11 protein-coding genes are annotated in these 14,460 nt (G+C 63.5%); 1 reads left to right on the plus strand and 10 read right to left on the minus strand.

Going from position 1 to position 14,460, the window contains the following annotated elements:
* The 10 genes from mraY to DXT59_RS14195 form a co-directional block, all read right to left on the minus strand.
* Positions 1 to 1,170 carry a phospho-N-acetylmuramoyl-pentapeptide-transferase gene (mraY, locus tag DXT59_RS14150; RefSeq protein ID WP_102643975.1) on the minus strand — a complete coding sequence of 390 codons (1,170 nt, stop codon included), beginning with the start codon at positions 1,168 to 1,170 and terminating at the stop codon, positions 1 to 3.
* 15 nt (positions 1,171 to 1,185) lie between these two features.
* Positions 1,186 to 2,637: a UDP-N-acetylmuramoyl-tripeptide--D-alanyl-D-alanine ligase gene (locus DXT59_RS14155; protein ID WP_116137522.1), complete on the minus strand. Its 1,452-nt coding sequence runs from the start codon at positions 2,635 to 2,637 to the stop codon at positions 1,186 to 1,188.
* Positions 2,634 to 4,175, minus strand: coding sequence for a UDP-N-acetylmuramoyl-L-alanyl-D-glutamate--2,6-diaminopimelate ligase (locus tag DXT59_RS14160; RefSeq protein WP_116137523.1), 1,542 nt, complete (start codon positions 4,173 to 4,175; stop codon positions 2,634 to 2,636). The genes DXT59_RS14155 and DXT59_RS14160 overlap by 4 nt, the downstream gene beginning before the upstream one ends.
* Entirely contained in the window at positions 4,172 to 6,019 is a 1,848-nt protein-coding gene (locus tag DXT59_RS14165) for a peptidoglycan D,D-transpeptidase FtsI family protein (RefSeq protein ID WP_116137524.1), read from the minus strand. The genes DXT59_RS14160 and DXT59_RS14165 overlap by 4 nt, the downstream gene beginning before the upstream one ends.
* The gene (ftsL, locus tag DXT59_RS14170; RefSeq protein ID WP_116137525.1) at positions 6,016 to 6,402 is read right to left on the minus strand and encodes a cell division protein FtsL; all 387 of its coding nucleotides are present in this window, start codon (positions 6,400 to 6,402) and stop codon (positions 6,016 to 6,018) included. The genes DXT59_RS14165 and ftsL overlap by 4 nt, the downstream gene beginning before the upstream one ends.
* Positions 6,399 to 7,340 (minus strand): 16S rRNA (cytosine(1402)-N(4))-methyltransferase RsmH, encoded by a 942-nt coding sequence (gene rsmH, locus DXT59_RS14175; RefSeq protein ID WP_116137526.1) that lies wholly within the window; start codon positions 7,338 to 7,340, stop codon positions 6,399 to 6,401. The genes ftsL and rsmH overlap by 4 nt, the downstream gene beginning before the upstream one ends.
* A 25-nt stretch (positions 7,341 to 7,365) precedes the next feature.
* A complete protein-coding gene (gene mraZ / locus DXT59_RS14180; RefSeq protein ID WP_102643981.1) occupies positions 7,366 to 7,794 on the minus strand; it encodes a division/cell wall cluster transcriptional repressor MraZ in 429 nt (142 codons plus the stop codon).
* A gap of 377 nt (positions 7,795 to 8,171) precedes the next feature.
* Entirely contained in the window at positions 8,172 to 8,810 is a 639-nt protein-coding gene (gene coq7 / locus DXT59_RS14185; RefSeq protein WP_116137527.1) for a 2-polyprenyl-3-methyl-6-methoxy-1,4-benzoquinone monooxygenase, read from the minus strand.
* Positions 8,811 to 9,000: 190 nt separating this feature from the next.
* A complete protein-coding gene (locus tag DXT59_RS14190; protein ID WP_116137528.1) occupies positions 9,001 to 10,713 on the minus strand; it encodes a long-chain fatty acid--CoA ligase in 1,713 nt (570 codons plus the stop codon).
* Between the two features lie 121 nt (positions 10,714 to 10,834).
* Positions 10,835 to 12,919 carry a molybdopterin-containing oxidoreductase family protein gene (locus DXT59_RS14195; protein WP_116137529.1) on the minus strand — a complete coding sequence of 695 codons (2,085 nt, stop codon included), beginning with the start codon at positions 12,917 to 12,919 and terminating at the stop codon, positions 10,835 to 10,837.
* A gap of 166 nt (positions 12,920 to 13,085) precedes the next feature.
* On the opposite strand from DXT59_RS14195, the gene DXT59_RS14200 reads away from it, so the two are divergent.
* A complete protein-coding gene (locus DXT59_RS14200) occupies positions 13,086 to 14,288 on the plus strand; it encodes a M20 aminoacylase family protein (RefSeq protein WP_116137530.1) in 1,203 nt (400 codons plus the stop codon).
* Positions 14,289 to 14,460 lie beyond the last annotated feature (172 nt).

Here is a 14,460-nt window from a genome sequence, read left to right on the forward strand (position 1 = left end):
TTAGCGCAGCTTCAACGTCGAGAGCCCGAATAGACAGAGCATCAACGTAATGATCCAAAAGCGGACGACGACTTGCGTCTCCTTCCAGCCGGACAACTCGAAATGGTGGTGCAGCGGCGCCATCTTGAAGATGCGCCGCCCTTCGCCATAGCGCTTTTTCGTGTATTTGAACCACACGACTTGAAGCATCACCGAGAGCGTCTCGGCCACGAAAATGCCGCCCATGATGAAGAGCACGATCTCTTGGCGCACGATCACGGCGATCGTCCCGAGCGCGCCGCCGAGCGCGAGCGCCCCGACGTCGCCCATGAAAACTTGCGCGGGGTGCGTGTTGTACCAGAGGAAGGCGAGCCCAGCCCCGCCCATCGCCGAGCAAAAAATCAGCAACTCGCCCGCGCCGGGAATATGCGGAAACAGCAGGTACTTCGAATAGACCGAGCTGCCCATCACATAGGCGAAGACGCCGAGCGAAGCGCCGACGAGGACGACGGGCATGATCACGAGGCCGTCGAGACCGTCGGTCAGATTCACCGCATTGCTCGCTCCGACGATGACCAAGTAGGTCAACGCGATGAAGCCCCACACGCCCAGCGGGTAGCTGATCGATTTCAAAAACGGCAGCATCAAGTCGGCGCGCGCGGGCAGCCCCATCGACAAGCCGCTGCGCACCCAAGCCATGAACAGGTCGAATACGCGCACGTTGCTCGCCTCGGAGACGCTGAAGGCCAGATAGACGGCGGCGAACAAACCGATCACGGATTGCCAGAAATACTTCTCGCGCGACGACATGCCGCGCGGATCCTTGTAGACGACCTTGCGGTAATCGTCCACCCAACCGATGACGCCGAAGCCGAACGTGACGAGGATCACGATCCAAATGAAGCGATTCGTCAGATCGGCCCACAGCAGCGTCGAAACGGCGATGCCGATCAGAATCAGCACGCCGCCCATCGTCGGCGTGCCCGATTTGACGAGGTGCGTCTTGGGGCCGTCGGTGCGCACGGCCTGGCCCACCTTCATTTCGGTCAACTTACGGATCACCCACGGCCCGCAGACGAGCCCGATCACGAGCGCGGTGATGGTTGCCATCACCGCGCGAAACGTCAGATAGCCGAATACGCGCAAAAAGCTTGCGTCGTTCTGCAGCCATTGCGCCAGCACCAGCAGCATGCTTGTCCTTCTCTTTCAATGCGTGCGGGGCGCGGCGCCCGGCACGACGGGTGACGATTGGACGGTCAGCGCCTCGACGACGCGCTCCATCCGCATAAAGCGCGAGCCTTTCACGAGCAGCGTCGCGCTCGCTCCAAAACCCGCCTGCAACAAATACTCGACGAGTGCAGCCACGTCCTCGAAGTGGCGGGCGCCGGCCTGAGCCGCGCCGCTGCCCGCCCCCGCGTCGAAGGCCGCGCACGACTCGCGCGTCGCGTCGCCGAGCGCAACGAGCGCGTCGATGCCGCGTTCGCGCGCGTAGGCGCCCACTTCGCGGTGAAATTGGGTGCCGTTATCGCCCACTTCGCCCATATCGCCCATGACGAGCACGCGCGGCGCCGGCGATGCGGCCAGCACATCGATCGCAGCGCGCATGGAGTCGGGGTTCGCGTTGTAGGTGTCGTCGATGACGGCCGCGCCGGCGAGCGAGCCGGCGATCGCACGTTTCGTTTGCAACCGCCCCTTCACGGGCGTGAACGCTTCCAACCCGCGCGCGATCGCCTCGAGCGGCACGTCGGCGGCGACGGCCGCGGCCGTGGCGGCCAACGCATTGCGCGCGTTGTGCTCGCCGAGCACTTGCAACGCCGCTTCGAACGCACCCGCGGGCGTGCGCACGCGCAAACGGTTGCCTTCGAGCACGCCTCGCACCGCCGCACCGGCCGCGGTTCCATTCTGCGAAGCGTCTTCGAGCGCGAAGTCCACGATACGGTTCCCTGTCGCCGCGATGCGCCAGATTCCGGCATAGGCGTCGTCGGCCGGGAACACCGCGATGCCCTCGGCCGGCAACGCGTGGATCACGCTCGCGTGTTCGAGCGCGACCGCTTCCACCGTGGCCATGAATTCCTGATGCTCGCGTTGCGCGTTGTTCACGAGGGCGATCGTCGGCAGCGCGATCTTCGCGAGGACGTCGGTTTCGCCCGGATGATTCATGCCGACTTCGATGACGGCGAGCCGGTGCGCCGCATTCAAACGCAGCAACGTCAGCGGCAATCCCACGTCGTTGTTGAAGTTACCGGCCGTCGCGAGCCGCGCCGATTCGCCGACGGCTTGCGCGAAAATCGACGCGATCATCTCCTTGACCGTCGTCTTGCCGTTGCTGCCCGTCACGGCGACGAGCGGCAACGCAAAGCGGCGGCGCCAGCCGCGCGCGAGCTCGCCGAGCGCCGCGCGCGTGTCGGGTGCCACGAGTGCCGGCGAGCGCCAATCCTCGGGCAGTCGCGAGGCCAGCACCGCACTCGCGCCGCGCGCGCGAACGTCGGACAAAAAGTCATGCGCGTCGAAGCGCTCGCCCTTCAGCGCGACGAACAACTCGCCGGGGCCCGTGGTCCGGCTGTCGGTGCCGATCCGTTCGAAGACGGTCGCGCCATCGCCATGGACGGTGGCGCCTGTGATCAGTTGCGCGGCTTCGGCCAGCGAAAGCATCGTCATTGCTCGGCTCCCCGCGGATGCGTCGCACGCGCCGCCAATGCGAGACGCGCGTGATCTTGGTCCGAAAACACGCGTTTCTTGCCCATGATTTCCTGTGTGGCTTCGTGGCCCTTGCCGGCCAGCAGTACGACATCCTCGCGGGCCGCGCCGCGCACCGCTTGCAAGATCGCGTTCGCACGATCCTCGATCCGGCGCGCCCGGTCCGGGTCCGCCATGCCCGCGACGATCTGGTCGATGATCGACGCGGGATCCTCGCTGCGCGGGTTATCGCTCGTGACGACGACGGCATCGGCCAGCCGCTCGGCGATCGCCCCCATCAGCGGACGCTTGGTCGCATCGCGATCGCCGCCGCAGCCGAACATGCAGACGAGCTGGCCGCCGCGCGCTTGGGCCATCGGCCGCAGCGCGGCGAGCGTCTTTTCGAGCGCGTCGGGCGTATGGGCATAGTCGACGACGACGAGCGGCTCGTCGCTCGCGATACGCCCCCCGAGACGCTGCATGCGGCCGTTGACGGGTTCGAGCTTGGCGAGCTGCGCCAGCGCATCGCTCAACGGAACATCGGCGGCCAGCAAGGCGCCGAGCACGCCGAGCAGGTTGCTGACGTTGAATTCGCCGAGCGTGCCGACTTCGACCTCGGCCGCACCCCAATCCGACGACAAATGAAACGCGGTGCCGGTGGCCGTGGCGCGCACGTTCGTCGCCACGAGCGCGGCATGGGCGCTCGGCGCATCGCTCGTCGCCCCGATGCCGTAGACGATCGTCGGCATGCGCGCCTGCGTCCGCTCGATCAACCGGCGCCCGGCGGCATCGTCACGATTGATGACCGCCGTCTTGAGCGTCGGCCAATCGAACAGTTTCGCCTTGGCGGCCTCGTACGCTTCGAACGTGCGGTGATAGTCGAGGTGATCTTGCGTCAGATTCGTGAACAGGGCGATATCGAAAGCCGTGCCGTTGACGCGCCCCTGATGCAGCGCATGCGAGGACACTTCCATCGAAACCGCGCGGGCGCCCGCCGCCGCCAATTGCGCGAGCGAACGCTGGGTTTGCGGCGCATCGGGCGTCGTGAACCCGGTATGCACGAGATGCCCCCACATACCGGTGCCAAGCGTGCCGATGACCGCGCACGGTTCCCCGAGCCCCGTCAGCGCCGCGGCGATCCATTGCGAGCACGAAGTCTTGCCGTTGGTGCCGGTCACGCCGATCGTGCGCATCGACTGGCTCGGCGCGCCGTACCAGCGGCTCGCGATCTCGCCGGCCAGACGATCGAGGTGGGGCACCGCGTGCGAACGAGCGGCGTCGACATTGCCCGCGAACCCTTCGGGCTGATAGAGGACCACGGCCGCGCCGCGCTCGAAGGCGCTCGCGATATGGGGCCGGCTATCGGCGCCGTCCACGGCGTACGCGAAAAATATATCGCCGGACGCGAGCGTGCGCGTGTCGCCGTGCAATTGCGCGCCGGCCGGCGCATGCGCGCGCAGCCAGTCGAGCGCATCGGCGATGTCCCGGTGCATGGCGTCCTGTTTTTCGGGCGCACTCATCGAACGACTCCCGGGTGAGCTTGGGTAGCCGCCGACACGTTCATCGGCCGCGCCGGCGCGAAGTTGGCGGTTTTACCGTTGGCGGCGGGTTTGGCCGCGGCCGCATCGTCGGAGACGACGAGTTGCTTGATCGGCATATCGGGCGGCACGTTCAGCGCGCGCAGCGTGTCGCCGACGATGCCGGAGAAGACGGGGCCGGACACGTAGCCGCCGAAGTGGCTGCCGGCCGTCGGCTGATCGATCGAGACAGCCACGACGATGCGCGGGTTCGGCATCGGCGCCATGCCGACGAACGACGCCCGGTACTTCGACCGGTCGTAGCCGTGCCCCGCATGGACGTATGCGGTTCCGCTCTTGCCGCCGACGCGATAGCCCGGCACGGCCGCCTCGGGCGACGTGCCTTCGGCCGTGACGACCGATTCGAGCATCGTGCGCACTTGGCGCGCGGTCGTCGGCGAAAAGATCTGCGGGCCGGTAACCACTTGATCCGGATCGGTCTTGAAAATCGACACGGGCATGATCTGGCCGTCGTGCGCGATCGCGGTATAGGCGCGCGCGAGTTGGAACAGCGAGACCGACAAACCATAGCCGTACGACATCGTCGCCTGCTCGATGCGGCGCCAGCTCTTCCAGGGACGCAGCCGGCCGGCGGCCGCACCCGGGAATCCGACCTTCGGCGCTTGCCCGAGGCCGATGCTGGTATACATATTCCACATCTCTTCCGGCTTGAGCGTCATGGCGATTTTCGTCGCGCCGATGTTGCTCGACTTCTGAATCACGCCGCCGATGGTCAGCACGCCGTTGGCGCTGTCGTCGGTAATCGGAGCGCCATCGAGCGTGAAGCGGCCGTTGCCGGTATCCACGAGGGTATTCGGCGTCACGCGGTGCAAATCGAGCGCGAGCGACACCGTAAACGGCTTCATGATCGAGCCCGGCTCGAAAACGTCGGTGAGTGCGCGGTTGCGCAATTGTTCGCCCGTGAGGTGCGAGCGATCGTTCGGGTTGTAGGTCGGATAGTTGACGAGCGCGAGCACGTTGCCTGTGCGCACATCGATGACCATGGCCGCACCGGCCTTCGCCTTCGACTTTTCCACGGCAGCCTTCAAGTCCGAGTACGCGATGTACTGGATCTTGCTGTCGATCGACAGTTCGACGTCCTGGCCGTTATGCGGCACGACCTGCTCATCGACGTCCTCGATGATATGCCCGAGCCGGTCCTTGATCACGCGACGCATGCCCGGCGTGCCGGAGAGCATCTTTTGATCGGACAGCTCGACGCCTTCCTGGCCTTCGTCCTCGACGTTCGTGAACCCGACCAAGTGGGCCGTGAGCTCGCCTTCGGGGTAAAAGCGCTTGTACTCGGCACGCTGATAGATGCCGGGAATCTTGAGCGCATCGACCTTCGCGGCGATATCGACGGGCACTTGGCGCTTCACGTAGACGAACGTCTTGTCCTCGGATAGCTTCGCGCGCAGCTCCTTTTGCGTCATGCCCAGCAGCGAGCCGAGCGCGGCGAGCTTGCTCTGATCGAGGTCCTCGGGCACCGACTCCGGAATCGCCCAGATCGCGCGCACGGGCAAGCTCGTCGCGAGCACGAGGCCGTTGCGGTCGAGAATCTTGCCGCGCGTGGCGGGCAACTCGATCGTGCGCTCGTAGCGGCTTTCACCCTGCTTCTGATAGAAGGCGTTGCCCGGCCCCTGGATCCAGAAGGCGCGCGCGGCGAGAGCGACGAAGGCGGTGAACAGCAAGAAGACGACGAGTTTCGAGCGCCACATCGGCAAACGTACCGAGAGGACGGGGCTCGAGGAGAACGTCACGCCCTTCGTCTTGGCGGCGTGCTTCATCGCGCGCCTCCTCGACGAGCGGCGCCGGCCGCGCCATTGGCCGTTCCTTTACCGGCGCGCGCGAGCGGTGCGCTCGCGGGCAGCGTGGGGATCGGGGCGTTCTCGGCTTGGTTCGCTCCGGGCGCGAGCGTCAGAAATTGCGTTTCGCCCGTCGACGCGGGCTGCATTTTCAGCGTGTCGGTCGCGAGCTGCTCGATGCGCGACGTTTTCGACAGCGCGCTTTGCTGATATTGCAACTGCGCATAGTCCTGCTGCAATTGATGCTCTTCCGACTGCGCGCGCTCGAGCTGCACGAACAGTTGCCGCTGCTGATTCGTGGCATTGACGACGGAAAGTGCACAACCGAGAACGACGATGAGCAGGAAAATGTTGAGACGGCTCATGGCGCGACGCGCTCCGCGACGCGCATGACCGCCGAGCGGGCACGCGGATTGGCCTCGAGTTCGGCGGCGCCGGCAAATACGCGGCCAATGATTCGCAAAGGAGCGGCGGGCAGATCGACGGCACGAATCGGCAAGCGACGGTCGATCGCAGGCCCACTCGCGTGAGCCTGCATGAATCGCTTCACGATTCGATCCTCGAGCGAATGAAAGCTGATCACCACCAGCCGCCCCCCTTGCTCCAACGACGCAAATGCCGCCTCTAAAACGACTTGCAACTCCGCAAGCTCTTGATTGACGTGAATCCGTATAGCCTGAAAGGTGCGGGTGGCCGGATCCTTGCCCTTCTCACGGGTCTTGACTGCGCGAGCCACGATTTCGGCAAGCTCGCCCGTGCTTGAGAGAGGCCCAAGACGGTCGGACTCTGCCCGGCGAGCAACAAGCGCCTTTGCAATCTGAACAGCAAACCGTTCTTCCCCATAATCTCGAATGACCTCCGTCAGTTCCTGCTGGCTTGCCCGCGCGAGCCATTCGGCCGCGGATTCGCCACGCGTCGGGTCCATCCGCATATCGAGCGGGCCGTCCGCGCGGAAGCTGAAACCGCGCGCGGGGTCGTCCAGTTGCGGCGACGACACGCCCAGGTCCAGCAATACGCCGGCAACACGCTCGATACCCCGCGTCGCCAGCGCCGGCGCCAACGACGCAAAACTCTCATGCACGATCGTGAAGCGAGGATCGCCAATCTCGCGTGCCGTCGCAATCGCTTGCGGGTCCTTATCGAACGCGATCAGCCGCCCGGCCTCGCTCAGTCTCGCGAGTACCGCTCGGCTATGCCCGCCACGTCCGAACGTGCCGTCGACATAGACGCCGTCCACGCGCGTGACCAGCGCATCCACCGCTTCTTCCAGCAGCACCGTGCGATGCTGCAATTCGTTTCCCATCGCAGCGCCCTATTTCAACCCGCGATCAAAACGTGAAATTCTTCAGCGCATCGGGCATCCCCTGCGCCATGGCCGCCTGTTCCTTGGCGGCGTAGGTCTGCGCATCCCACAGTTCGAAGTGGCTTCCCATGCCGAGCAACATGATTTCCTTTTCCAGCCCTGCGGCCATGCGCAATTCAGGCGAGACGAGAATCCGTCCCGCGCTATCGAGATCGACGTCGGAAGCGTTACCGAGAAAAATGCGCCGCCACCAATGCGCGTCCATCGGCAATGCGGCGATCTTGGTGCGAAAGACTTCCCATTCGGGACGGGGAAACAGCAATAGGCAGCCGTCCGGGTGCTTCGTGAGCGTCACCCGTCCTTGTGCCTCGCCTTGCAGCGCCTCGCGATACCGAGAGGGCACGGACATCCGCCCCTTCGCATCGAGCGTCAGCGCCGACGCCCCTTGAAACACCCTTCTCTCCCCTTCGGAGCACGACGCTCCATCCCTCGAAAACGGCCCGGAATGATCCGATCAATCCACAAAAATACACTTTCTCACACTGTCTCCCACTTTAGAGTAACGCCCCAGGCCGGTCAAGGGAGAAAGCCGTTTTTTCGACGAATTTTGTTTGTAAGAACAAGGACTTACGTGAGTCCCTTCATGCAAGGTAAGAAACCGAAAAACGTTATAAAAGAATGAACTACTGCATTTTGTGAATGTGATACGTGAAAAGCTCGCGGCGGGCACCGGCGCGGCAAGCGCTCGGCGCGATCAAGGGCGGGATGAGAAAGCCAAGCGAATGGAGATAAGTCGACGGGCGGCGCGAGCGCGCCGCTCCCACTGCAAAATCAAATGTAGTAAGCCGTTTGCGTCATGACCTTCGAGGCCGCGCGCATCAATGCCTTCACGGGCACCGGCAATTGCACGCCGCCGGCATCCGTGGCCGATTGGCCGTGTGCCCGCTCGTCGTCGCGCATTTGCGAGACGATCGCGCGCGAATGGCGGTCCGCTTCGGGCAGTGTGCTCAGATGTCCTTCGAGATGCCGTTCGACTTGACGCTCGGTTTCGGCCATGAAACCAAGACTCGCCCTGTCGCCAAGGCACCCGGCCGCGAAACCGATCGCAAGCGCGCCGCTGTACCACAGGGGATTGAGCAGGCTCGGTCGCGAATCCAGGTCGCGCAGCCGGGACGCCGTCCACGCGAGATGATCCTCCTCCTCACGTGCCGCGTGCTCGAACGCCTCTTTGAGCGAGGGGGTACGCGTAGCCAGCTTTTGCGCTTGATAGAGCGCCTGCGCGCAAATCTCTCCGACGTGATTCACGCGCATGAGTCCCGCGGCATGCGCACGTTCGGCAAGCGTCATATCAGGTGCCGGGGGAGCCGCCGGTTCGGATTCGGGCTGCGGCACCGGCCGGCTCATTCTGCTCACGCCGGCGATCGAACGCAGCCCGCGGTCGAACTCGGTAATCAACTCGTCCAACGTCATTGCACTTTCTCCTTGCGGTGCGGCGACCTGGCAGCCACGAAAGGCAGGCCGTGCGGCACGTCCCCACGGCTGCCCGCTGCCCAAGATGTGGCGCGCGCTTAGTTCAGAGCAAAACCGCGGTTAATCGTGCATTTTAGACGATGTTGTGCAATGCATATAGCATCGGCGCTTTTTTGCCGCGCCGCGGCACTTATGCGCTGCGCTCCGGGACAACCGCGGCGGCGGGCCGAGCGGCAGGTGCGTCGCGCAGTTCGCGGCGCAGGATTTTTCCGACGTTCGTCTTCGGCAGCTCGGTACGGAACTCGACGATCTTCGGCCGCTTATAGCCTGTCAGTTGCTCCTTGCAGAACGCGACGACATCCGCCTGCGTGAGCGCGGGGTCTCGTTTGACGATGACGAGTTTCACCGCCTCGCCCGAGTGCTCGTCGGGCACGCCCACCGCCGCCACCTCCAGCACGCCCGGATGTTTGGCCACGACGTCTTCGATCTCGTTCGGATAGACATTGAATCCCGAGACGAGAATCATGTCCTTCTTGCGGTCAATGATCTTGAAGTAGCCGCGTTCGTCCATGATGCCGATGTCGCCGGTCTTGAAGAAACCGTCGGCCGTCATGACCTTGGCCGTCTCGTCCGGACGGTTCCAGTAGCCCACCATCACCTGAGGGCCGCGAATGCAAATTTCGCCAGGCTGACCGATCGGCAATTCGTTACCGTCGTCGTCGCGAATGGACAGTTCGGTGGATGGGATCGGCAGGCCGATCGTACCGCTGAACTGCGTTGCGGTAACAGGATTGCAGCACGCGCTCGGCGACGTTTCCGACAAGCCGTACCCTTCGATGACGGGCACATGCGTGCGCTCGTACCACCGCTTGGCGACCGCTTCTTGTAATGCCATCCCTCCGGCATTGGCCACGAGCAGCTTCGAAAAATCGAGCTTGCCGAAATCGGGATGGTTCAGCATCGCGTTATAGAGCGTATTGACGGCCGGGAACGTGTTGATGCGATAGCCTTGCAACTGCTTGATCATGCCGCCGATGTCGCGCGGGTTGGGGATCAGAACGCCAAGGCCGCCCGTTCGGATGGTCAGCAATGCGCAGACCGTCAACGCGTAAATGTGATAGAGCGGCAACGCAATCACGTTGACGATTTGGTCGACGTCCGGGTGCAGCGCGTGAGCCGGCTCATGCCACGCCGCCGATTGCAGGACGTTCGCGACGATGTTGCCATGCGTAAGCGTCGCGCCCTTGGCGACGCCCGTCGTGCCGCCCGTGTACTGTAGGAACGCGATGTCGTCTCGCGTCAAAGCCGCGGCGGCGAACGGCAAGCGGCCGCCTTCGGCCACGACATCGTTGAATTTGACGTGGCCCGGGAGATCCCAAGCCGGCACCATCTTCTTGACACGCCGCACGACGAAATTAACGATGAAGCCCTTGGCGCCCATCAAATCGCCCATCGACGCCACGATCACATGTTTGATCGCGGTGCTGCGCACCACCGCTTGGAGCGTCACCGCGAAATTCTCCAGCAGGACGATCGCCTCGGCGCCGCTGTCTTTGAGCTGGTGCTCGAGTTCGCGCGGCGTGTAGAGCGGATTGACGTTCACGACGACGTAACCCGCACGCAACACCGCGGCGAGCACGACGGGGTATTGCAGCACGTTGGGCATCATGATCGCGATGCGCGCCCCGCGAGCAAGCCCCTTCGACTGAAACCAGGCGGACACCTTGCGCGAGAGCGTATCGAGTTCGCCGTAAGTCATCGTTTTGCCCATGCAGGCAAACGCCGGCGAAGTCCGATATTGCTCGAAGCTCTCTTGCAGCAGTTCGCCGACCGACGCGTAAGCGGACGGGTCGATTTCGGCGGGGACGCCGGGCGGGTATGACTTCAACCAAACTTTTTCCATGCGGCGTCTCCCTTACTTTTCGAATGGTCGTGCTAAAAAATGCATCCTAGCCGGTCGCTCCGGTAGAAACAACCGGATTAGATATCGAATTCGAACTGCAAGAAAACCGCTTGCACAACACTCAGACATCGAAACGCTCGACTTCGACGAGGCAATCGTAAAAGGTGGCCGAGTCGCCGAGGTCGGTCAGTGCTTGGCTCGTTACCTGGTTTGCATTGCACCCGTCCGGGGCAAGCTTCTTCCACCAAATCGATAGGCCGACCACCACCCCTTCCCGAGCACGATCCGTCACGCGAGCGCGCGCCGCGAACGCGCCGCGATCGTTGCGAATGCGGACCATGTCGCCGTCGCCGATCCCGCGGGATGCCGCGTCGATAGGATGAATGTCGAGATGCGGCTCCTTTTCGACCTGACGCAGGCTATCCACGTTGACGAAGGAGCTATTGAGAAAATTGCGGGCGGGCGGCGAAATCATCGCGAGCGGGTAACGCGCCGCAAGCTCCGGTGAACCGTCGCGTGATTCATATGGCGGCAGATAGTCGGGTAGCGGATCCTTGCCCTGGGCGGCCAACAACGAACTCGCGAATTCGCACTTTCCCGACGGCGTGCGAAAACGGCCTTCCGCGAACGGCGCGTCGGGCAATTTCAGCTTGACCCACCCTGCTTCGCTCAGCTTGTCCCAATCGAGGCCTTCGAGCGTCGGATCGTCCCAGCGAAATGCGCTGCGCCCGACGGTCTCGTCGCTTTCGAACAGCGCCGGCTCGTCGAGGCCCATATGGCGTGCGAGCCCGCGGAAAATTTCCGTATTCGGTCGCGCTTGGCCAACCGGCTCGATCGCCGGTTCGTTGACCATGAGGTACGTATGGCCGTATGCGCGATGGACGTCGAAATGCTCGAGCTGAGTCGTGGCGGGCAGCACCAGATCCGCATAGTCGGCGGTGTCCGTCTGAAAATGCTCGAGTACGATCGTAAAGAGATCTTCGCGCGCAAAGCCGGCGGCAACGCGCGCCGAATCAGGCGCCACGGCCACGGGATTCGAGTTGTAGACGACCAGCGCTTCGATCTTGGGGCCGAACGAGTCGTCGCCTCGATGGAGCAATGCGTCGCCGATCGCATTCATATTAATGACGCGCGGCAGCTTCTCGGGCCAGCCGGGCATGAGATCGGGGCGCTGCAACGCCGCGGTATCGAACGGCACCCATCCCGACGTCGACAGCAGCAAGCCGCCCGCGCGATCGCGCCACGCTCCGGTCAGCGACGGCAGACACGCAATCGCACGCGTGGCGTTGCCTCCGCCGCGAACGCGTTGCATGCCGTAATTCAGACGAATCGCCGATTTGCGCGTTTTGCCGTAGAGCCGCGCGAGCTCGACGAGTTCGTGTTCCTCGATACCGCAAATTTGCGCAACGCGCGCCGGCGGATAGGCGGATGCACGCTCCTTGAGCGCCTCGAACCCGACCGTATGATCCGCGACATAGCGGTGATCGATCAGGTCCTCGGCGATCAGCACGTGCACCATCCCGAGGGCGAATGCGCCGTCCGTGCCCGGGCGCAAGGCGATATGCTGATGGCACTTTTCCGCTGTCAGCGAGCGATACGGATCGATTGCGACGAGGCGGGCGCCGCGCCGCTTGGCCTCTTGCGCGCGGGTCCAGAAATGCAGACTCGATGCGATCGGATTGGAGCCCCAGATCAAAATGAGCTCGCTTTCCTCGAAAAATTCGAGATGCATGCCCACCGCTGCGCCGTACGTGTATTTGAGTCCCGCCATACCGGCTGCCGAGCAGATCGCGCGATCGAGCCGCGACGCGCCGAGCTTGTGAAAGAACCGCTGAGCGATGCTTTCGCCTTGAACGAGACCCATGGTGCCCGCATAGCTATACGGGAGGAGGGCCTGCGGTTCTCGGCGTACGATTTCCGATAAGCGACCAGCGGCTAATGTAAGCGCCTCGTCCCAACTGATCGGCTCGAAGCGCCCTTCGCCTTTGCGGCCGACGCGCTTTAGCGGCGTGGTCAAGCGCTGCGCGTGATGCGTGCGCTCGGCATAGCGGCTGACTTTGGTACAGAGTACGCCCTGGGTCGGCGGGTGGTTCGGCTCGCCGGTGACCTTGATGGCCTTGCCGTCGACGACGGTGACCCGCATGACGCACGTGTCGGGGCAATCGTGAGGGCAAACGGCGCGGGCAAATTCGGTGGGCGCATTCATGGCTGCGTTCGGTAAGAGGGGTGGCGTTGCGGTAGGCCGGTGATTTTAGTACGTTCGCGTGCCCGAGCCCGCACCAAATTGTCGGGACGCCGTTGAGCGTAGAATGATTCGTTCGATACCGATACTTATTCTAGTTGTAGAACCCCATTCCACGGTCGAACGCATCATGAAACTCATTCCTGAAGTCTTGGCCGCGCGCGACGAGATCCAGTCGCTCCGACGAAGTATCCATGCCCATCCTGAATTGCGGTACGAAGAAACACGCACCGCCGAGCTTGTGGCTCAGTCACTCGAAAAATGGGGCCTGCGCGTACAGCGCGGATTGGGCAAAACCGGTGTGGTCGGCGTGCTCCAGCGAGGGAGCGGCACGCGAGCGATCGGGCTGAGGGCGGATATGGACGCCCTGCCGATCCAGGAAATCAACACGTTCGAGCATCGCTCGCAGGCCCCCGGGAAAATGCATGCTTGCGGGCACGACGGACACACCGCGATGTTGTTGGGCGCCGCACGGCACCTGGCTTTGCATGGCCGGTTCGACGGCACGATCGTCTTCATCTTTCAGCCGGCGGAGGAAGGCGGGGCGGGCGCGCGCGCTATGATCGAGGACGGTTTGTTCGAGCAATTCCCAGTGGACGCGGTCTTCGGCATTCACAATTGGCCCGGAATGCCGGCGGGCACCTTCGGTGTGACCGAGGGGCCGATCATGGCGTCGAGCAACGAGTTCAGGATCGACGTGAAAGGCGTCGGAGCGCACGCGGCCATGCCGCACAACGGCCGCGATCCCGTATTCGCGGCGATTCAAATCGGCAACGCACTGCAGAGCATCATTACGCGCAATAAGAAACCGATCGATACGGCCGTGCTCTCGATTACGCAGATCCACGCCGGCGATGCGGTCAATGTCATCCCTAGCGACGCGTGGCTCGCCGGGACCGTGCGTACGTTTACGACGGAGACGTTGGATTTGATCGAGTCGAAGATGTCGAAGATCGTCGAAGCGACGGCATCGGCGTTCGATTGCTCGGCAACAGTCGCGTTCAACCGCAATTACCCGCCGACGATCAACAGCGGCGACGAGACGCGTTTCGCCGCGGAGGTCATGCGGGAAATCGTGGGTGAGCAAAATGTCGACGCGCATACGGAGCCGACCATGGGTGCGGAAGACTTCGCATTCATGCTGCAGGCCAAGCCCGGATGTTACGCGTTCCTCGGCAACGGGGACGGCGGCCATCGCGATGCGGGCCACGGCGCGGGGCCATGCATGCTCCATAACGCAAGCTATGACTTCAACGATGAACTGCTGCCGGTCGGTACGACGTACTGGGTGAGACTCGCGGAGCGGTATCTCGCGGAAGGGATCAAGAAGTAATGAAAGGATGCGCTCGCTAGCCGGAGGCTAGTGGGCGCAAAGGGCGACGGGGGCTTGGCAGGCGATGTGGTTTGCCGCGCGAGTAAAAGCAAAAACCCCCGAGAGCGCGGTGGCTGACGGGGGTTCTTAGCATGAGGAGCCTGACGATTACCTACTTTCACACGGGCAATCC

Source organism: Trinickia diaoshuihuensis, assembly GCF_003390925.1.
GTDB classification, from domain to species: Bacteria; Pseudomonadota; Gammaproteobacteria; order Burkholderiales; family Burkholderiaceae; genus Trinickia; species Trinickia diaoshuihuensis.